The organism is Streptomyces sp. NPDC088254 (genome assembly GCF_044740925.1).
Lineage (GTDB): Bacteria > Actinomycetota > Actinomycetes > Streptomycetales > Streptomycetaceae > Streptomyces.
In genome coordinates, this window is record NZ_JBIURQ010000005.1 from 323302 (window position 1) to 342310 (window position 19009).

A 19009-nucleotide genomic window follows, 5' to 3' on the forward strand; every position below is an offset into this window, starting at 1 on the left:
CGCCCCACCCGCAGGCCCGCAGCGGCGTCGACCTTCACGCACGGTGGAAGATCACCTGAGCGGACAGCCGTTCGGGACCGTCCGCCCCGCCACTCACCCGCTCCACGGCGTGCCAACTGTTCTCTCCGCGTACGAGGAGGACACCGGTGTTGGCCACCGGAGTGACCCGCCGGACCACGTCGTCACCGGACGAGGAACCCAGCAGCAGCAGATCGCCGCCCCGGCCCGCGGGCCACGCACGGTTGAAGTACAGGACGTGCGTGGCCAGTTTCTCCGGCTTGTCGACATGTGGGTCCAGCCAGCAACTCGCGCCGTAGCGCCAGACGTTCACCTCGACGGATGCGTCTTCGACCGGCAGGCCCGTCAGTTCGGCGACGGCCGCCCGGTAGGCCGGTCCCGTGACCTCGGCGACGAAGCGCCGCCAAGGCTCGGCGAGCCCGACGAGGTCCGCCTCCCCGTCGCCCACGGAATGCAACGAGCGGTGGTACATCGCGTACGACTTGTCCATACCAGTGCGCGCGACCATCCGGAACCCGTCCCGGGGAAACGTCTCACGCAGCGCCTCCGCCTCGGCGGGAGCGAAGGTGTCCCGGACGTGGTACCAGCGGAACGGGGCGTCCTCGGTCGTCGTGCTGCCGAAGGAGACCAGGGATGTGCTCAACGGACCTCCCCGGCACGCAGCGACCCGTGGGCCCGGGGCCCCAGTTCCTTCTCGACGTCGAAGAGGAAGCTCTGGAGATCGGGCGACCCCACGGCGTAACGGCAGTACTCGCGTCGGATCCTCTCCAGGGCGGCCTCTGCCGTCGCCCCGCCCAGGACCATGTCCAGGCAGGACAGCACGGTGCCCGTGCGTCCGTGTCCGCCGAAGCAGGCCACCTCCACCGTGGCTCCTCCCTCCAACGCGACGGCGGCCTCCTTGATCCGCCTCACCAGCAGCGACCTCTCCACCGGCGCCTCCAGCGTGGGCCAGTACACGAAGTACGGAGTACGGGCGTCCGTCTCGCCGCGCCAGCGCTCGTCGAGATAGAGGCCGATGTCGGCCGGCTGGGCGGACGGCGCGCGCCGGCGGCGTTCCTCACTGTCCAGCGAGGTGCCCCACACCTCGTACGCGCCGACGCGGTAACGGGTCCTCCAGTGACGGTCCTTCATGAGCTCTTCATGCCTTCCCTCTCGTGCTGTACCGGCGCTCGTCCGCCGGCGGCAGCCCCGGGTATCCAGTAGCCGGCCGTGTGGTACTCGTCCGGGCCGAAGGCCGTCTTGAAACGGGTGACCGACGTGCCGGGGTATGTGTCACCCATGTGGAGCGCCCGGGCACCCTGTGCGCAGGCGTCCTCGATGACCAGGTGCAGCAGGTACGGCGCCGCATAGGTGGGCGCCGCCCGCGCCTTGTCCATGGCCCCCTGCCAGTAGACGACGTACGGCCCCTGGTAGAGCGCCACCACCGCCGCAGCCGCCCGGCCGTCGTGGCGGGCCAGCCAGACACGGCAGTTCTCGCCCAAGTGGGCGGCGACGGCGGTGAACTTCGTCGGTGGGTTCTTCGCCCGCACCCGCCGGCGCACTTCTCCCGCCGGCTCGTCCGACTGGCGGTCCCACCGGTCGAGCGACAGCTCGAAGAGCCGGTCGAACTCAGGGAGGAGCCGGCCCGTGCCGTCGTGTTCGACCGTCAGGCCCGCCCGTTCGGCCCGCCGCACGGCGGAGCGCAGCTTGCCCTTGAAACGGTGCCGCCACACGTGGTCGAAGCCGCCCTCCAAGTCGAGGATCTGCGTCATCCGCGGGTTGCGCCGGGTGCCCGGCGGAACGAGCGCGTCCCACATCGCCGTCGACGTCGGATGCGGGCGCAGGTAGACCCGCTCCGCGGGCAGGGCCGCCAGGTCGCGCAGCACGGCCCGTGCGCGGTCGGGAGTGACCGCGTCGTGAGCCCCGAGCACCCCGCCCACGCCCCATCCCACCGGCCACGACGCGTACTCCGCACGGGCTTCGGCGGTCGACCGCACCATAGGCACCAGCAATCTGGTGCCGTCGGGCCAGGTGTAGAGGCGCGTCGCGTCCCGCCAGCCGTGCGCGCACACGGCCGCTCGCCATTCCGGGGTCTGGCTCGGCAGCACGTCATGGTCGGACTCGGCGAGCATCTCGTGCCACAGTTCGTCCGGCACCGGCGTCCGCACCCGGACGCCGTCCCCCGGTGCGTACACGCTCATCGAAGGCCCTCCGGTACGTCGCCGGCACCGGCCGGTTGCCCGGGATACACGACCGCGGGTGCCTCAGCGGCCAGCAGCCGGCGCACCCGCGACACGTCGTCAGCAGCAACGCCCAGCGTCTCCATCGCTCCCTCCACACCCCCGTGACGAGCGGTCACCTCCGCCAGCCAGCGCTCCATCGTCACCGGCGAGGTGTGCAGCCGGGAGAGGTAGTCCTCGCGGGTGTGGCCGCGCCGCAGCCACTTGTCCCGGAAGCGGTCGGCCTTGGCGATCAGGTCGGCCATGCCGGCGGCGTAGTCGGCGGCGATCTCGTGCGGGGGCGCGTCGACCAGCGCCAGCAGGGTGGCCACCACCACACCGGTGCGGTCCTTGCCGAAGTGGCAGCTCAGCAGGAACGGGCGGTCCGCCGCCCCGGCGAGCGTCCGGAACAGGCGCGGCCAAGTGCCGGGTGCCGCTTCGGTCAGGATGCCGTGCAGGTAACGCGTGCGGTCGCCCACACCGGGCCGCCGCGCGGCGATGGTGTCACGCGGGTACCCGGTGAGCGGTGCGCGCAGCCAGCGCACGCCGTGGGCGAGCAGTCCGCTCGGCGGTCCGTAACGTTCCACCTCGGCGTCCGAGCGCAGGTCCAGTACCGAGGCCAGGCCGTGCCGTGCCACGAGGACGCCGGCCTCCTCCGCCGTGATCGCTGTCAGGTCACCGGACCGGTGCAGAATGCCATGCCGCAGGCCGGACGCCCGCGGCATGCGGTAGTTGACACCCGGTGCGGAGGACACGGCGCCGCTCACCGGGCCCGCCCCGGCAGGGCGAGCGCGGCGGTGACCTCGTCCCAGAACCGGGGGAAGTCGGCGTTGACGTCCGGACCGTAGCGGACCGTGACGCAGGGCAGGCCACCGATGGCCGCGAGGACGTCCGCGCGGACGAGCGGCTCGGGGCGCGGACGGGGGAGCAGGCCGAGGTAGTCGGTGAAGTGCCGCAGGTCCGGCCCTGACAGCAGGGCGCCGTCCAGCATCTCGCTCCGGTCGGTGACGGGTTCGACGGCCCAGCCCTTGCGGTCCCGCTCAGCCCGCGGCAGCACGACCCCCGCCGGGCGCGTGCCCGTGGCCACGCCGGCCCCGGTCAGCGCCGTGAACTCGTCGAGATCCGTGAAGAGCCGCTTCCGGCCGTCGGGGGCGGTGCTCCACTCGGCGTCGGCAGGCACCCGTGGCGTGCCGGAACCGTGGCGGCGCAGCGACGCGCGCTCGAAGGCGCCTCGGGCGGGATGACCGGCGAGCAGGGCCGTGGCGATGCCTACGCGTTTGGGCCAGCCGCGCAGCACCGGCGGGGAGCCGGCGCGAGGCGCCCAGGCGACGAGGGTGTCGTCGGACACGAAGTCCGCGCCGCACAGCGTGACGGCGAGGAAGGCCAGCGACGACTTGCCGCGGTGCCTGGGCCCCAGCATCATCACCGAGGAGCCGTCGACGGCCACGGCCGATCCGTGCAGGAACACCGCCCCACGACCGGTGAGCTGTGTGCCGATGAGCGTGCCGAGCAAGCGGACGACGGCCCGTACGGAGGCGGGCCCGGCATCGGACGTCTCGGCCGCCACCTCTGCCGTGCCGGGCGTGGCGGTGACGACGAGCGGCGCACTGTCGGCCTCGCCGTCGCGCAGGAGGACGATCCGGTCGGCGGTGCGCTCCAGGATGACGAAGCGGGGCCCATCAGGGTGCACCAACAGCTGTGGGGCGGTGCCCGGCTCCGGTGGGCCGGGCGGGGTGCCCTCCCCGGTGCGGGCCGTGACGGTCAGGCGGGGCGCGGCCGGCGACACGGTGTCGCTCACCTCGAACAGGGGGTGCACCAGCGAGCTGATCGCCGCCCGGAGTCCGGGCAGCGTATTGTGCACGGTCAGTTCGGCCGGTGGAAGAGCAAGCCGGAACGTCTCGACGGCGGCCGGATGCGGACGGGGGCCGGTCTCGGGTGATGCGGCGACGGCCATGGGCCTCCTTCGTCGGGGGGCGTGGTGCACGGAGGCTCCGCAAGTCCTGACGGTGTGATGGTGTCCGACCGGAGGGAGCCGGAGAAGGCGGTGTTCCCCCACGTGGAACAGGGATCCGCGCGATCCGCCGTTTCGTTCCGCCTCACGGAACGGCGGGGCGGGTGAAGCGTCCGGCGGCACGGATAGGGTGCGGTGCGTGATCGAGATCGTGGAGTACCGCGACGCCTGGCCGACTCTCTTCGCGGAGCTCGGCTTCCGCTTGCGTGCCGCCCTCGGGGACGTCGCGCTGCGCATCGACCACATCGGCTCCACCGCGGTGCCGGGTCTGAGGGCGAAGCCCGTGATCGACGTGCAGGTCTCCGTCGAGGCGTTCGAACCCGCTGCCTTCCGCGGGCCGCTGGAGGCGCTGGGCTTCGAGTTCCGCGCGGCCAACCCGGACCTGACCAAGCGGTACTTCCGCGAGACGTCCGGCCCCCGCACCCATGTGCACGTCCGGCGGGCGGGCAGCTTCGCGGAGCAGTTCTGCCTGCTGCTGCGCGACTACCTCCGGGACCGCCCCGCGGAAGCGGAGTTGTACGGAGAGCGGAAATCCCTGCTGGCGGAGCGGTACGGCACGGACCGGCGTGCCTACACCGCGGAGAAGTCCGCGGTGGTGTGGGAGCTGATGCGCCGGGCCGACGGGTGGGCGCAGGCACGCGGATGGCAGCCCGGTCCGAGTGACGCCTGACGGGTCGCCGTCAGCCGCCCGGACGTCCGCTCTCGTCGTCACTGCTCAGCGGCGTCGTGATCACCGTGACGAACACGGTGAGCGCCGTGACGGCTTCACCGTGGCCGGCCTGCGCGGGACCGGCCAGGGTGAGCACCGTGGCCGAGAGCACGAGGGCGTACAGCACGGGCAGGCGGGCGCGCACCCCGTCGGCGGCGGCGCGGCGCGAGGCCCGGGCCGTGGCCGTCGCCACGCGGGCGGAGAACTCCGCGTGGCGCCGCAGCAGCAGCGGGACGAGCACAGCCCCGGACGGGCCGGCCCAGGCGTCCTCCGTGGCGGTGCGGACGACACGGCGCACCGCGCGGGCCGCGTCGGCGTCCGGCCCGCTCAGCGCCGGCGCCGCGGGGGCCGGCACTGAGGGACACAGCGGCAGCAGCGCCAGCGGCAGAGCCGGGTGCACCACGAACGCCACCCCCAACCGTACGGCCCGGTCCACCACATGACGGACCGACGGCGTTCGGCGCCCGAGGGCGCGCCCCGGCGCCCGTACGGCGGTGGCGCGGACGCCCGGCGGGCGGCCCGCGGCGCGGGCGCAGAAGAATGCGACGGCGAACACGCACAGCGGCGGCCCCAGGGCGCCACCGGAGCCCGCCGCGTGGGCCACCAGGCCCGCGGCAGCGCCGAGCAGGGCCGCCGCCGCGCTCAGCAGCCCGGCGACCACCGTCGTCAGCCACGTGCCCTTCACGATGCGACCCCGTCGGGTACGGCCCTGTCCGGGGTGGCCCCGCCGGGTACTGATTCCTCGGGCGCGGCCAGGTCCGGCGCGGCCCTCCGGGGCGTGGCCGACGACCGCACCCGCGTATCCGTGCGGGAACTCCAGTCGGCCAGCACCGCGGCCAGGAGGGGGTCGGGCTCCCCGGGCAGCAGCACCTCCGTCGCACCCAGTTCCAGCAGGGCGCTCACCCGGGCGGCCATGATCCGCCGCCACGCCTCCTCGTCCAGGTCGACACCCCCCGAGAACTCGCCGGACAGCACGGTGTGCCATCCGTGCGGCAGGGAGCGCGCGAGTTCCTCCAGGCGGCACAGCCGTACGGTGCGGGGAAGCCTTTCCGGCAGCGAGTCGTCCGGGCCCAGAGCGCCCAGGTGCACGTTCTCGGCGAGGTCGGCGAAGCCCAGGCGACTGGGCCGCACCGGGACCACGACGACCCCGGTCGGCGTGGCCGGCTGCTCTCCGCCGCCCGGTACCGCTGCCCGTTGGGCCTCCCGCAGATGACGCCACGTCACCCGCCGGTGTCGCACGGCGGTCATGTCCACCGCCGCCAGGCCGTACACGAAGCGGGCGAGGAGGACCGCGGCCGGCACCAGGCCCGCTGCCGCGTCCGGCCGGCGCACGGCCCCGAGCACCGGGACGAGCGCGGCACAGCCGGCCAGCACACCGGCGAGCACGACGACGGTCCGCGCCTCGCGGCGGCGGGCGGTCCAGCCGGCTCGCCCACAACTCCGCGCGCCCAGCCTCCTGGGCCGCACCACCAGGCCGAGCGCGAGAGCGGCGCACAGGACCGGACCGGCTGCCAGGGCGGGGTCGACGACGGCGATTGCAGCGCACACTCCCGCGAGCGTCAGCAGCGAGCCGGTCAGCTCCGCGAGGACGGCGACGGCCGCACCCGGTTTCGGCTCCCAGCGGATCGCGACGCCCGCCGCTGCGTACAAGTGATCCCGCACCGGCAGGGGGTCCCGGCGGCCGGCGTCCGCGCTGAGCCGCTGCACGGCGCGCAGCAGCCGGTCGCGGGCGGCCCGGTCCAGGGCGCGGGCGGTAGGGGCCAGCGCGGCGGTGCCCAGGGCGGCCCCGGCCCGGTACAGCAGCCAGCAGCCGGTCAGCCACCAGAGCACGGCACCCGGCGGGTGCGCGAGCAGCAGGACGCCCGTCGCGCATGCCGCGCCCCGCAGGACGGCGGCGCCGACCACCGCCGGTGCCCCCCACGCGCCCGTCACGGCGCGGTGATTCGGCGGGCGGACGGTGCGGCTCCGGGCGCGTCCGCCAGGACGTGGCTCAGGGCGTCCTCGCCCCGGTGGCGGACAGGATCCCATTCCAGTCCCCACCCGGCCACCCCCTCGGCAGGGCCGGAGAGGTCTCCGGCCCCGGCGGGACGGCCGGGGCACGGTCCGGCCAGACAGCCGGCGTCGGAGGGCAGCAGGTGCGCCCAGGCGGCCGCGGCCGTCACCTCGGGGGTGAGCCCACGCGCTACAGGCGTGTCGCCCCCGGCCGGTGACAGCACGACCAGCCTGCCGAGCGGGGCGCAGTCGGCGGTGCGGGCGCCCAGGACGTGCTCCGACTCGGTCGGCGTGAAGATCACCTTGGCCGGTGTCCAAGGCAGGTCGGCCACCCGGCAACGGCCGTCGCCGTGGCGCAGCAGGGTGGCGTCACGCACCCGCTCCGCCAGGCCGAGCCCCTCCAGCGTGCCCCAGCGGTAGCGGGGCAACAGCCCGGCCCCGACAGCCCACCAGCCACCCGGTCCCGGCACCAGCAGGGTCCGGTCGCCGCTGAGGAAACGGCCTCCCGCTCGGGCGAGGTGGAGGGCCAGCGTGCTCTTGCCGGTACCGGAGTCGCCGAGGAACACGACGGCCCGCCCGTCCCGGCCGGTCGCGGCGGACGCGTGCACAGTCAGGCTCCCGAGCGCCGCGACAGCGGCCGCCACCAGGGCGCGCAGCACGATCTCCCCGACCCGGGCGCGCTGTTCGGGGCCGCTGTCGTCGTCATGCAAGATCGTCCACCGCCCGTCGCGGTGGCCGACGGCGTGCCGGGGGAGTCCCGGCTCCTCCGCGTCCGCCGGACGGTCGCCGCAGCGCACCCACGTCCCGTCCGGGGCACGCCGGTAGTTCTCCTCGCGCAGCCCCCGGGCCGGGCCCGACGCCACCCGCTCCAGCCGGTCCAGAGCCGCCGGGTCCCGCGTCGAGCGGACACGGAGCCCGACGCGGTCGTGCGAGGGCCACGGGGAGGGCGGGGACGTCACGAGGTGCGCCGCGACCCGTGCGGTCTCGGCCTCGTCGTCGGCCGTGTACGACCAGGCCACCGGCCCCCACCGGGCGGTCGCCGTCCGGCGGCCGGGCGGTTCGGACGTCACGTCAGGCGTCCTTCGCCCGGCGTGCGGTGAGCAGCGACGGCAGCAGCCGCCCGGCCAGGTATTCCTCCCGGGCGGTGGTGAGCGTGCGCCGGATGAGCTCCACCGGTGCCTTGCCGTAGATGTTGGCGACGCTCCCGTGGAACAGCCGCACCACCTTCAGCCGGTCCGCCAGCAGCGCGACGGCCCACCCCCGCAGGTCCCTGCGCTCCACGTCGGCGAACCCGGCCTCGCGCAGCTGCCGCAGCCGGTCCGGCAACGGCGTCACGTGGAAGACGTCCGGCGGATGCACCTCGCGGAAGGCGGCGGACGGCTCCCGGCCCGGCGGCGCGAGGCTCACCTCCTCGGTGGCCACGAGCAGTCCGCCCGGGCGCAGCAGGCGGGCCGCCTCCCGCAACACCGCGCCGGGGTGCGGGAAGTGGGGCATCGAACCGGTCACGACGACTACGTCGAGCGCCCCGTCGGGCAGCGGCACGTCGGTCGCGTCGGCGCAGATCTCGGTCACGTCCAAGCGCCCCTGGGCGGCGCTGATGCGCCGGCTCACCGCACAGTGCTCGGGGACGAGGTCGATGCCGTACATCCGCGCCACGCCGGCGTCGCCGGCGGTGAGCGCGTCCGCCAGGTACCGCAGCGCGCCGCCGAACCCGCTGCCCAGTTCGCCCACTGTCAGGACGGCGTCCGGGAACGCCTCCCGCACGAGACCGCTGACGAGATCGCAGCCCTGGGGGCCGAAGTGACCCATCTGGTCCAGGCCCAACAGCCCCTTGGGTCCGCTCTCCCCGGTGAACTCGACGATGGAGGCCTCGGTCCTCTCCCAGTCGTGCAGGGCGGGGAAGAGCTCTCGGTGATAGCGGTGCTGCACCCGGGTCTGCTCGGTGTCGCCCTGGCGGCCCGGCACCGGGGTCACCATGTGGTGCGCTCCTCGGACACGAAGTGCACGAGCAGGACGCGCCGGTCCTGCCCCGCGCCGTCGGCGACCGGCATCACGGTGTGCCACGAGTCGGGCGAGGGAACGAGCAGGACCGAGTCGGTCAGCCCCGGCATGACCTCGGCGGCGACGTCGTGCACGGCGGGGGAGCGCAGGATGCGCAGCGCTCCGCTCCACTCCGGGCGCCAGCCCTCGTTGAAGTACCAGGTCTGCGTGACGATTTTGTCGGCGCGGTCGGTGTGCGGGTCGATCCACGACCCGGAGCCGTACCGTACGGCGCGCACCTCCAGGGCACATCCGTCGAGGTCCCGGCCGGTGGCCTCGGCGACCGCCGTGCGGTAGCCGTCGTCCAGCAAGGACGCGACGAAACTCTGCCACAGCCCGGTCAGCCGGCGCATGCCCTCGGGTACGGCGACGCCGCCTTGCACCAACGGCAGGTTCCACGTGCGGTAGCCCTTGCCCGCCGCGGTGCCGCCGGCGCGCTCGGTGAGCACGAAGCCTTCGGCGGGGAACTCCTCGGCGAGACGACGACGAGTCGGCGCGCCGGGTACGGAGTCCGCCACCAGTCCCCAGACGAAGGGATCGCGGGCCAGGGCCGTGCGGGCGATGGCGTCCCGGTCGAGCACTGCGGTGGCTGTCATGCGGATTCTCCCGTCTCCTTGGGCACGTCGATGTGCGCTCCCAGCGCGGTGAGTTTCGCGGGCAGGTCCTCGTAGCCCCGGGCGAGATGGCCGACGCCGTGCAGCCGGTGCCGGGCGCCGGTGCCCAGCGCGGCGAGGAGCAGGGTGGCGGCCGCCCTCAGGTCACCGGCCACCAGGGGCTCCGGGGACACTTTCAGAGGGCCGGGGGTGATGCGCAGCTCGTTTCCGACCCGGTCGAGCACGGCGCCCATGTTCCGCAGGCCCTCCGCATAGCCGAAACGGTTCTCCCATACGCCGTCCGTCAGCCGTGACGATCCGTCGGCTCCCAGCAGCATCAGCGCGAACAGCGGGCCCGCGTCGCTGTACACATGGTGGGAGGCGGCCAGGACGTCGGTGCCCCGCAGGCGCTCCGGCGGCCTGATCCGCAGCAGCGGCCCCTCCCAGGCCAGCGGCACGCCCATCGCGGCGAGGCACTCCAGCTCCGGGGCGAGCCCCGACCGGACCACGTCGGACCGCTCCAGCCGCAGGTCCAGCTCCCGGCGCAGATGGACCGCCCATGCGATGAACGTGACGACCTCCATCAGGTCGGACGGCAGCGTGACGTCCGCGCCACCAAGCGGGCCGCCCAGGCCCTCCACGGTGATCCGCCCGCGGGACACCTCGATCCGTGCCCCGGCCTCGCCCAGCACCCGCGCCAGCTCCATCGCGTCCGGCTTCGGGTAGGGGTTGTCCAGCACTGTCGTTCCCCGTGCGGTGACCGCGGCGAGCAGCGCCGTCTTGGTCGCACCTGAGTAGTGCGGACCGGTGGGCGTCCCGGCGCGGGGCTCGCGCTCCGCGAAGTCCGCGAGGTCGATCCGAGCGCCCCGCAGCCCGCCCCGGGGCGCCGTGGCGCGGAACTCTTCGGCGCCCACCTCGCACACGGCACCGAACCGCTCCAGTACCGCGGCGATGTGGGACAGCGGACGGGAGCCCTGCGTCCCGCCCCCGATCGCGCAACCGCCGTGCCGGCCCGAGGCCACCTCGCCCCGCGTCGCGAGCACCGTCGGCAGCAGGTACACGCCCCCGTGGACGCCCGCGCTCCAGTGCGCCGGAATGCGGGCTCCGCCGAGGCCGGAGGCGTCGACGGTGACACGGGGCCCGTCGTCGTCCACCGTCGCCCCGAGATGCCGGAGCATCGCGGACAGAAGCCTACGGTCCTCGATTCGCGGGGCGTTGGCGATGCGCCACGGACGATCGGCGAGGCAGGCGGCGGCCAGCACCGGCACGAGCAGGTGCTTGAAGCCGCCCATCATGAGGGTCGGGCGCGGGACGGCCGGCCCCCCGAGGACGGTCCAGTACGCCGCCGCGTCGGGCGTGCGCCGGTCGTCGGGCCGGCCGCCGTCCACGACGGCCACGGCGGATGGGGTGTTCAGCACGCGGCTGCTCCTTGGGGTGTGGTCGGCCGGGCGACGTCACCCGGCGGTGTGTGCCGTCCCGTCCTCCGCCGGGTCGCCCGGATGACCGAGCACCAGGACGAGGAACCACGGCTTGCGTGACAACTTGTCGAACCTCTTGCCGAACTCCTCCCGGCGTGCCGGGTCGGCCCGCGGTTCTGACAGCTCCCGCAGGACGAGTCCGGCACCGTGCACATCGGCGATCATGCGGCCGAGGGGACGCCGGAAGAACCGGACGACCGGGGTGGGCGGTCCGAAGCTGGGCCACTCGTCCCGGAGTTCCTCCACGCGGAAGTAGTCGCCGCTGGGGGACATCTCGAAGTCGTTCAGCGGGTGGTGCGTGGAGATCACGACAGTGCCACCAGGTGCCAGGACGCGGCGGAACTCGGACAGCACAGGAACCCAGTTCTCCACGTAGTGCAGCGTGAGGGAAGACACCACGACGTCCACGGACGCGTCCGGCAGGAAGTCCAGCGGCTCGCGCAGGTCGTGCACCCGTACGCCGGCGCGGTCACCCAGCCGTTCACGGGCCAGCTTCACCAGGGTGGGGCTCGCGTCCAGCGCGACGACCTCGGCCGCCCCCTGGTCCACCAGCCACTCGGTCAGCCGGCCGCCCGCGCATCCGGCCTCGAGCACGCACCGCCCCGCGAGTGGCGGGCACTTGCTCTGAACCGCGGGGCGGTCCAGCAGCGTGTTGTAAATGTTGTCGGCGCTGCCCTGGTCGTACTGGACGGCGAATTCCTCGTAGCTCCTGTCGCGAGCCATGGTGTTCCACTCCTCATCGCACACGGAAACGGCCGGGCACCGACGCCCCGCCCCCCGCGTGCCGTGCCGAAGCGGCCCCCTCGGCGCCGGTCCCCGGACCGGCGGCCGGGACCGCGGGGGCGCCGTCCTCCGGCAACCTACCGCGGGGCTCCGGGCCGGCGCCGGACGCGTTTCGTGCGGCGGAACGGAATTCGTCGGGGACCGCCGCGCAGGTCGCGTCCAGGAGGTCAAGCGCCTCCTCGACCTCCTCGTCGGTGGCCACCATCGGCGGCAGCAGGCGGATCACCTCCGGCCGCCCCAGGCACGGGGACACCACCAGCCCGCGCCGGCTCAGCTCCAGCAGGACGTCCCCGGCCGCACCGCCCGGGCCGAACTCGACGCCCCACAGCAGGCCCCGGCCGCGTACCTCCGTGATCAGCCCGGCATGACGGTGCGCGATCCGGCGGAGCCCCTCCGCCATGAGAGCCGTCAGCCGCTCGCCCCGGGGCGCGAGTGCCTCCACCGCACGCAACGCGGCGCTGCCGGCCGCGGCAGCGAGGGGGTGGCCCGAGAACGTCGAGGTGTGCACGAACGGGTCGGTGGCCAGCGGCCTGTACAGCTCCTCCGTCGCCACGAGCGCGGACAGCGGCTGGACACCTCCGCCCAGTGCCTTGCCGAACAGCACCGCGTCGGGCCGCAGACCGGCGGTGACGCTCAACGCCCGCTCCCCGCACCGGCGCAGCCCCGTCTGGATCTCATCGGCGATCACGAACGCCCCGTGCTGCCGGGCGGCGGCGGCCAGGACGCCCAGGAACGCCGGCGACAGTGCTCTCACCCCGCCCTCGCCCTGCACCGGTTCCACGATCACGGCGGCGACGTCCCCGTCCGCGAAGGCACCGGGCACCGCCTCCGGGTCGGCGGGGATGTGCGTCACCCCGCCCAGGAGGGGTTCCAGGGACCGCCGGTAGCGCCGGTTCCAGGTGGCGGCGAGCGCCCCCAGTGACTTCCCGTGGTAGGCGCCCTCGACGGCGACGACCCGGGTACGACCGGTGGCAAGCCGGGCCAGCTTGAGGGCGGCTTCCACGGCGTCGGACCCGTTGAGGCCCAGCCACACCCTGGTCAGCCGATCGGGCTCGGTGTACTCGACCAGCTCGGCCGCGAACCCGGCCGTCGTACCGTTCGCCAGGACGCGGGTGGAGACCGGCATCGCCTCCAGTTCCCCGCGGACCGCACCCAGGACGTCCGGATGCCCGCGCCCGAGCAGCGTGACCGCGTAACTGCCGAAGTCCAGTGCGGACCGCCCGTCGGACAGGACGATCCTGGCCCCGCCCCCACGCGACTCGACCGCGCCGGCCCCGTTCATGCCGTACACGAGGGCCAGCCCCGGCGAAAGGTGCGCCCGCACCCGGCCCAGCACGGTTCGCGCGTCCGGGCCCGCGCCCGTGCTCCTCGCTGCCGCGCTCACGCGCGCCGCCCGCTTCCCGCAGGCACGGCCGCGGCCACCCCGGCGTCCGGCACGCCGTCCGTCGGCGCGCCGAGGGCCTGCACGAACCACTGGTGAACCGCAGCCGTCGCGTAGCCACCGGACGGCAGGAAGAACGAGAGGGCGCAGGCGAACCGCCCCGGGTGCAGCGGGTCCGGCTCGACGCGGTGCACCGAGATGTGCGTCTGCAGCACGGTCGGGCGGGCGGCTGTGCTGCGTAAGCACTTCCCGTCCGTCCAGCGGTAGCGCACGTAGTCCAGCTCCGGACAGCGGGCCGCCAGGGCGAGCACCGCCTCGCGCGTGGTGGCGAAGGCGTAGGGCAGGCCCTCCCGCTCGACGAGGGTCACGTCGCGGCCCGCGGCCTCCTGGAGCAGGGATCGCACCTGCGCGTTCCACTCGTACGAGGCGTGCGCGCATCGGTAGAACACCGGGACACGGGGGTCCAGCAGCTTGAAGAACTCCTCGGCAGGCCCCTGGTGTTCCAGCGCCCGTGCACCCTCGGCGGACCCGGAACGGCGCAGCAGGTCCAGCGCGGAGTCCTCGCTGCCGGCGAGCAGGGCGCCGCCGATCAAATGCGTCTGCTTGGGCCCGCCCGGTACGCCGAAGCGCTGCGTGTCGTAGTAGTTGACGAAGTAGTGGGTGTGCCGTTGAGGCCCTTCGGCCAGTGCCTCGGCCGCGGTCGCGTCCAGGCCCCGTGCGACCAGCCGGAAGCAGTTGCCGTCCAGCACTCCGGTCCGCAGCGCCGTGGCGCCGGTCCCGTGCGTCGTCACGTGCCAGGCGCGGTCGCCGCTGCCGGAGCGGCCGCGCGTGTTGGCGCGGTCCACGTCACCGGGCGACAGCACGGCGCGCACCGAGACGAACTGCTCCGTGATGCCGTCCTCGTCCTTGAGCCCGGCCGCCGCCACGTCCTGCACGTCGACACCGAACGCCTCGGCGAGTCCACCGAGCGCCTCATGGGTGGTCAGGCCCCGTTTCCACAGCAACAGGTAGGTGTGCGTGGAGGCGTCCGGCGGTGCCGTGTCGAGGGCGAGGGCCTCGGTGACGCGGAAGTCCTCCGGCAGGGCTTTGAGCAGGGGCAGGTGCATCAGGTCTCTCCGGACTCTGGACAGCCGACGGGCAGCCGGCCGGACGACATGCGGTGTGGGTACGCCCGACGGGCTCGGGGAGCGCGTGCCGGGGCGGATGAGCCCGGCCATGTCCGCGGGAAACCCCTTGGACGAGCCGCTCCCCGCGCGCCAGCCACCGTGATGACCGGTGGTTGCGCCCTGCTCGCGCGGAGGAGCTTCTACTGGTGACTGCCGCCCGCTGCCTTCGGCGTTCCCGTACCCGAGCGGGGAGCCCGACCGTCCGGCGCACGGGCCGGAAGGGCGCCTCCGCCGCGTACGACCGACACGACGACCACTGAAGTGGATCACATGGATTCATGAGGTGATAGGTGATGACTCAATGGCGTCGAGCCGTGGCGGCAGTTCTGCCTCTGCAAGTTCTACCGGCCGTCCCCTTTCCGGATAAGGCCTGTTCCGCGCACCGGAACACTTCCTGGTGCGCCTTGCCGCGCCGTCGGCATTCTGCCTACCGTGACCGGGCTGTCGGGCCCGTGGGAGTCCGCTCCCCAGCTCTCTCGCTCTTCGCCAAGCTGCCGCCGGGAGGCCCCAGACCGTTATGGAACACACCTCTGCACCGGCCGCCTTTCCGGAGCGGCACGTGCTTGAAAAGCGCTTCCAGGAGTTCCTGGAGGAACGCCGTCTCGACATCGCAGACGTGGTCGGCGAGACCGATCAGGGCCTCGGCCGGCCGGCACTCGCCGTGGCCGCCGGGTCCGTGCTGGCCGGGTTCGGCAACCGCCGCAGCGACCTCGACCTGCTGGTGCTCGTCGAGAACGACCAGCTCACCAGATTCCCCATCCAGTCACACGAGCACGGCACCCTGATCGACGTCAACATCCGTCAGGCCAGCGCCGTCCGGGACCGTACCGCCCGGCTCCGCGACAGCTCCTGGCCGCGCTTCGCGTCGGTCACCCAGGAGGCCTGGAATCATCGGCGTCGCACCATCAAGACCGCCAGCAGACTGGCCCTCGGCCTGAAGCTCGTCGTCACCGAGCCGTGGGAGAGCTGGCACGCCGGGCTGCGGGAGCCATGGCTCGCACGGGTGGTGGAGCAGTGGTGGACGGTGGAGGCGCACCGGCTGGCCCGCGCCGCCGGGCTGCTTGCCGACGACCGGCCCATGGCCGCCGCGGCACGGGGCCGAGAGGCCGTCGTGGCCGCCCTGAACGCCCGGGCCGCCGCGGCCGGCCAGATCTACTTCACCGAGAAATGGGTCGGTGAGAAGCTCAAGGCCGCGGGCGACCCGGAGTCGCTCGCTCTCCTCCGTGAGGTCCTCATGCCCCCGCTCACCCCCCTCGACCGGGTGGCGCGCTGCCTCGATCTCGTCGGTGAACTGACCCGCCCGGAGGCGCCCTTGCACACCGTGCTGCGCTGGGCGACCGGTATCGGCACGGCCCGGCTGGACGACCGCACGGTCGTCGACCGCTGGCAACTGCGCGCGCTGGAGATCCCTCGCACCGACCTGCCGCCCGAAGATACCGACGACATCCTGTGGTCCGGGCCGCCCGCCTCCGATCCGCCCGCGGACATCAAGCGACTGTTCGTACACGACATGCTGTGGCTCGGCGTGGCGACACCGGAGGAGGAGGTGTCCGGACGATGACAGCACCGCACACCCAGATCCACGAGCCGCTGCCGGATCTGCGCCGGCTCATGGCGTTCCGAGCGCACGGCGCGGTCCGCCTGTTGCTGAAGTGCCGTGCCGCGCTGGAGGACGTCGAGGGCGCGGTATCGGCGGGGCAGCCTGAGGTCGCGGTACTCATGGCCTACGACCTGGTGCAGCTGTCCTTATCCGTACGAGGTCTGCGCACCCACGGCGAACTCGCCTACACCGGGGAGCAGCCCGGCTTCGACCCGTTCGTCGGAATTCCGGAACAGGACGTCGAGGACGGGCTGCGGCTCGCCGCCGCCGGGCTGGAGACCATCCCTCAGGGCCGGGGCGAGGAGTGGCTGGACCGGCTGCGCTCCCATCTCGACCTCACCGAAGGGCAGCTGGGTTACGCACAGAAGCTCCCGGACGTCCGCGCCGGCAGCGGCCTGATGAAGGGTTTCAAACTGGCCCGCACCTGGTCGCCCCATCTGCAGCGGCTCGGGCTGCCGGACGTCATGCCGAGCAACTGGACCCGGCGTGCCGACTGACCCCCTCACCGTGCCCGGCCCCCGCCGGGACGGCGACGGCCCCGCCCTGACGCTGTGCGGCATCACCAAGCGGTACGGCACCATCACGGCGCTGAGCGAGGTGGACCTGGACGTCTTACCGGGTGAGATCGTGGGCCTGCTCGGCCACAACGGCGCCGGCAAGACGACCCTGATGTCCATCGTGGCGGGGCTGCTGCGTCCGGACACCGGGTACGTCCGGGTGCTCGGCAAGGACCCGATCCGGGAGCCGCACGCGGCCCGGCGCCGGCTGGGGCTCGCCCCTCAGGAGCTGGGCGTCTACGCGCCTTTGACAGTACGTCAGAACCTGTTGTTCTTCGCGGAGCTCGCGGGGCTGCGCGGCCGCGCAGCCGACCGCCGCATCGAAGAGGTCGCCGAGCCCCTGGGCCTCAGCGGACTGCTCGGCCGCCGGGCCGCCCGGCTGTCCGGCGGTGAGCAGCGACGGGTGCACACCGCCATGGCCCTGATGCACCGGCCCTCGCTGCTGCTGCTCGACGAGCCCACGGCCGGCGTGGACGTACAGACCCGTGAACAGCTCCTGCAGCTCGTCCGCACCATGGCCGCCGAGGGCACCGCCATCTGCTACTCCACGCACTACCTGCCCGAAGTGGAGACCCTCGACGGATCCGTCGCCGTGCTGAACGGCGGTCGCATGGTCGCCCGGGGCACGCTGAAGGAGCTGGTACGGCAGTACGGGGACAGCGGTGTCGAGCTCACCTTCTCCGGTGGTCCGCCCGACCTGTCCCTGCCCTGGCCCGTGGTGCGGGACGGCCGGGTCCTGCGGATGACCGTGGAGCAACCGCATCTGGCCGTTCCGCGGGTGATGGAGGCCCTGGGCGCGGCCGCCGGCGAGCTGGTCAACCTCAGGATCGTCCAGCCCAGTCTGGACAGCGTGTTCCTGCGGGTCACGGGACGCCGGTACGACGCGGCCGCCGAGGAGGAATCACATGCGCAGTGAGGAATCGCTGGGACGGATCGCCTCTCTGGTCCGGCACGACATCCGGCTCCAACTGCGCGACCCGGCCCCCCTGCTCGTCCGAACCGTGATGCCGCTGCTCCTCATGGGATTCATGCAGCCGCTGTTCCGTACGGCGCTGCGGGCCGAGCAGGTCGAGGGCGCCACGGGCGCGGAGCAGGCAGTACCCGGCATGGCCGTCATGTTCACGTTCTTCCTGGTGAACCTGGTGGGCTTCGCGGTCTTCCGGGAGCACGGATGGAAGACCTGGGACCGGCTCCGGGCGGGCCTCGCGAGGCCCGGCGAGGTCGTCGCCGGCCGTGTCGTCGTCCCGCTGGGCGTCGCCATGCTGCAACTCACGGTGGTGTTCCTGGTCGGTGGGTTCCTGTACGACCTGCGGGTCAGCGGTTCCTGGGCGGCGCTCGCGGCGGTCGGCGCGGCACTGGCGCTCTGCGTGGTCATGTTCGGCATGGCACTCGTGTCGCTGTGCCGGACGGTCTCCCAGCTGGCCGTGTTCGCCAACCTCGCGGCACTGTTGTTCGCCGGGCTCGGCGGTGCGCTGACACCGCTGTCCGCCCTGCCGGACTGGGCGCGTCCGCTCGCGCCGGGAGTGCCCAGCTACTGGGCGATGCGCGGCTTCTCGACCGTCGTCCTCGACGGTGGCGGTGCCGGTGCGGTGGTGCTGCCGGTGGTGGTGCTGCTCGGCTTCTCCGCCGTGTTCGCCGCAGTGACGCTCACCTTCTTCCGCTTCGAACACCAGAAGGTCTCGTGGTCATGACGGCCCAGGAGACGGACACGGGGGACGACATGGCACGCCGTACGACGGTGGTGGTCTTCGACTGCTTCGGCACGATCGTCACCGAGCACCGCCCCATGCCGGGACCCGACGAATTCACCCGGGCGGTCGCCGAGGTGCTCGCCCTGGACCGGCGGTCGGCCGGCGAGGTGGTGCAGGAGGTGTTCACCACCGTGTACACCGCGCTCGCCGACAAGTCGGTCCTCCAGCCGGCCACCCGCGACGTCCTGGCGACGGCTCTGCGCGACCGGGGCGTGGTCCGCCCGGCGGACGACCTCGACCGGGCGCTGTGGCGGGCTCTCGGATGCGAGGACGACGACCGCTACGAGCTGTGTGAGCCGGCCGCCGATGCCATGCGCCGGACGGCCGAGGCGGGGCACACGGTCCGGCTGCTGTCGAACTGCTATCTCCCCGGCAGTCTGATGCGTCGCCTCCTGACCGGGCTCAAGGCGCCCGAGGTGTACGACCGGGCCCTGTTCACCGCCGACGGAGGACCGAAGAAGCCGGATGCGCGGGCCTTCGAGCTGATCACGTCCGGCTCCTTCGGGCGCAGGATCATGGTCGGCGACTCCGACGACAACGACATCGCCCCGGCCCGCAGACTCGGCTGGGACGTCGTGCCGGTGGATCCCGGCCGTCCCGACTTCTCCGGGCTCGACGCACTGCTGCGTCCGTGACGCCGGAAATCCGTTCCGCCCAGAGAAACACCCGCTGGTCGACCGGCCGGCCGCGGCTAGCTTTGACGACACGTCGGCACATCGCACCGCATGGCCC

The 19009-nt window shown here is 73.5% G+C and carries 20 protein-coding genes; 6 read left to right on the top strand and 14 right to left on the bottom strand.

Features of this window, described 5'->3' with window-relative positions; all coding sequences use genetic code 11:
* Positions 1-34: 34 nt before the first annotated feature.
* From ACIOC0_RS17205 to ACIOC0_RS17225, 5 genes are read right to left on the bottom strand one after another with little or no spacing between them, the layout of a single operon-like run.
* A complete protein-coding gene (locus ACIOC0_RS17205) occupies positions 35-661 on the bottom strand; it encodes a 2OG-Fe(II) oxygenase (protein ID WP_402155796.1) in 627 nt (208 codons plus the stop codon).
* A complete protein-coding gene (locus ACIOC0_RS17210; protein ID WP_402155797.1) occupies positions 658-1149 on the bottom strand; it encodes a hypothetical protein in 492 nt (163 codons plus the stop codon). Before ACIOC0_RS17210 ends, ACIOC0_RS17205 begins: the two co-directional genes overlap by 4 nt.
* Positions 1146-2198: a GNAT family N-acetyltransferase gene (locus ACIOC0_RS17215; RefSeq protein ID WP_402155798.1), complete on the bottom strand. Its 1053-nt coding sequence runs from the start codon at positions 2196-2198 to the stop codon at positions 1146-1148. The genes ACIOC0_RS17210 and ACIOC0_RS17215 overlap by 4 nt, the downstream gene beginning before the upstream one ends.
* On the bottom strand, positions 2195-2971 hold the full coding sequence (locus tag ACIOC0_RS17220) for a tyrosine-protein phosphatase (RefSeq protein WP_402155799.1): 777 nt from the start codon (positions 2969-2971) through the stop codon (positions 2195-2197). Before ACIOC0_RS17220 ends, ACIOC0_RS17215 begins: the two co-directional genes overlap by 4 nt.
* An 8-nt stretch (positions 2972-2979) precedes the next feature.
* A complete protein-coding gene (locus tag ACIOC0_RS17225) occupies positions 2980-4170 on the bottom strand; it encodes a hypothetical protein (RefSeq protein WP_402155800.1) in 1191 nt (396 codons plus the stop codon).
* 196 nt (positions 4171-4366) lie between these two features.
* Here ACIOC0_RS17225 and ACIOC0_RS17230 point away from each other — a divergent pair, with 196 nt between their 5' ends.
* Complete coding sequence (locus tag ACIOC0_RS17230; protein WP_402155801.1) at positions 4367-4897, top strand: GrpB family protein; 531 nt, start codon at positions 4367-4369, stop codon at positions 4895-4897.
* A gap of 10 nt (positions 4898-4907) precedes the next feature.
* Here ACIOC0_RS17230 and ACIOC0_RS17235 read toward each other — a convergent pair whose 3' ends face one another.
* The 9 genes from ACIOC0_RS17235 to truD are packed head-to-tail and all read right to left on the bottom strand — an operon-like array spanning position 4908 to position 14309.
* Positions 4908-5621 carry a hypothetical protein gene (locus tag ACIOC0_RS17235; protein ID WP_402155802.1) on the bottom strand — a complete coding sequence of 238 codons (714 nt, stop codon included), beginning with the start codon at positions 5619-5621 and terminating at the stop codon, positions 4908-4910.
* Positions 5618-6868, bottom strand: a complete 1251-nt coding sequence (locus ACIOC0_RS17240; protein WP_402155803.1) for a hypothetical protein — start codon at positions 6866-6868, stop codon at positions 5618-5620. The genes ACIOC0_RS17235 and ACIOC0_RS17240 overlap by 4 nt, the downstream gene beginning before the upstream one ends.
* A complete protein-coding gene (locus tag ACIOC0_RS17245; RefSeq protein ID WP_402155804.1) occupies positions 6865-7998 on the bottom strand; it encodes a hypothetical protein in 1134 nt (377 codons plus the stop codon). The genes ACIOC0_RS17240 and ACIOC0_RS17245 overlap by 4 nt, the downstream gene beginning before the upstream one ends.
* A gap of 1 nt (position 7999) precedes the next feature.
* The gene (locus ACIOC0_RS17250; protein ID WP_402155805.1) at positions 8000-8905 is read right to left on the bottom strand and encodes a class I SAM-dependent methyltransferase; all 906 of its coding nucleotides are present in this window, start codon (positions 8903-8905) and stop codon (positions 8000-8002) included.
* A complete protein-coding gene (locus ACIOC0_RS17255; protein WP_402155806.1) occupies positions 8899-9564 on the bottom strand; it encodes a 2OG-Fe(II) oxygenase in 666 nt (221 codons plus the stop codon). Before ACIOC0_RS17255 ends, ACIOC0_RS17250 begins: the two co-directional genes overlap by 7 nt.
* Complete coding sequence (locus ACIOC0_RS17260) at positions 9561-10979, bottom strand: hypothetical protein (RefSeq protein WP_402155807.1); 1419 nt, start codon at positions 10977-10979, stop codon at positions 9561-9563. The genes ACIOC0_RS17255 and ACIOC0_RS17260 overlap by 4 nt, the downstream gene beginning before the upstream one ends.
* 36 nt (positions 10980-11015) lie before the next feature.
* A complete protein-coding gene (locus ACIOC0_RS17265) occupies positions 11016-11762 on the bottom strand; it encodes a class I SAM-dependent methyltransferase (protein WP_402155808.1) in 747 nt (248 codons plus the stop codon).
* A 13-nt stretch (positions 11763-11775) separates the two neighbouring features.
* Positions 11776-13206, bottom strand: coding sequence for an aspartate aminotransferase family protein (locus tag ACIOC0_RS17270; RefSeq protein ID WP_402155809.1), 1431 nt, complete (start codon positions 13204-13206; stop codon positions 11776-11778).
* A complete protein-coding gene (gene truD, locus ACIOC0_RS17275; protein WP_402155810.1) occupies positions 13203-14309 on the bottom strand; it encodes a tRNA pseudouridine(13) synthase TruD in 1107 nt (368 codons plus the stop codon). Before truD ends, ACIOC0_RS17270 begins: the two co-directional genes overlap by 4 nt.
* A gap of 619 nt (positions 14310-14928) precedes the next feature.
* Here truD and ACIOC0_RS17280 point away from each other — a divergent pair.
* The 5 genes from ACIOC0_RS17280 to ACIOC0_RS17300 are packed head-to-tail and all read left to right on the top strand — an operon-like array spanning position 14929 to position 18912.
* Entirely contained in the window at positions 14929-15930 is a 1002-nt protein-coding gene (locus tag ACIOC0_RS17280; RefSeq protein ID WP_402155811.1) for a hypothetical protein, read from the top strand.
* Positions 15927-16466 carry a hypothetical protein gene (locus ACIOC0_RS17285; RefSeq protein WP_402155812.1) on the top strand — a complete coding sequence of 180 codons (540 nt, stop codon included), beginning with the start codon at positions 15927-15929 and terminating at the stop codon, positions 16464-16466. Before ACIOC0_RS17280 ends, ACIOC0_RS17285 begins: the two co-directional genes overlap by 4 nt.
* Entirely contained in the window at positions 16456-17442 is a 987-nt protein-coding gene (locus ACIOC0_RS17290) for an ATP-binding cassette domain-containing protein (RefSeq protein ID WP_402155813.1), read from the top strand. The genes ACIOC0_RS17285 and ACIOC0_RS17290 overlap by 11 nt, the downstream gene beginning before the upstream one ends.
* Entirely contained in the window at positions 17432-18217 is a 786-nt protein-coding gene (locus tag ACIOC0_RS17295) for an ABC transporter permease (protein WP_402155814.1), read from the top strand. Before ACIOC0_RS17290 ends, ACIOC0_RS17295 begins: the two co-directional genes overlap by 11 nt.
* The gene (locus ACIOC0_RS17300; RefSeq protein WP_402155815.1) at positions 18214-18912 is read left to right on the top strand and encodes an HAD family hydrolase; all 699 of its coding nucleotides are present in this window, start codon (positions 18214-18216) and stop codon (positions 18910-18912) included. Before ACIOC0_RS17295 ends, ACIOC0_RS17300 begins: the two co-directional genes overlap by 4 nt.
* Positions 18913-19009 lie beyond the last annotated feature (97 nt).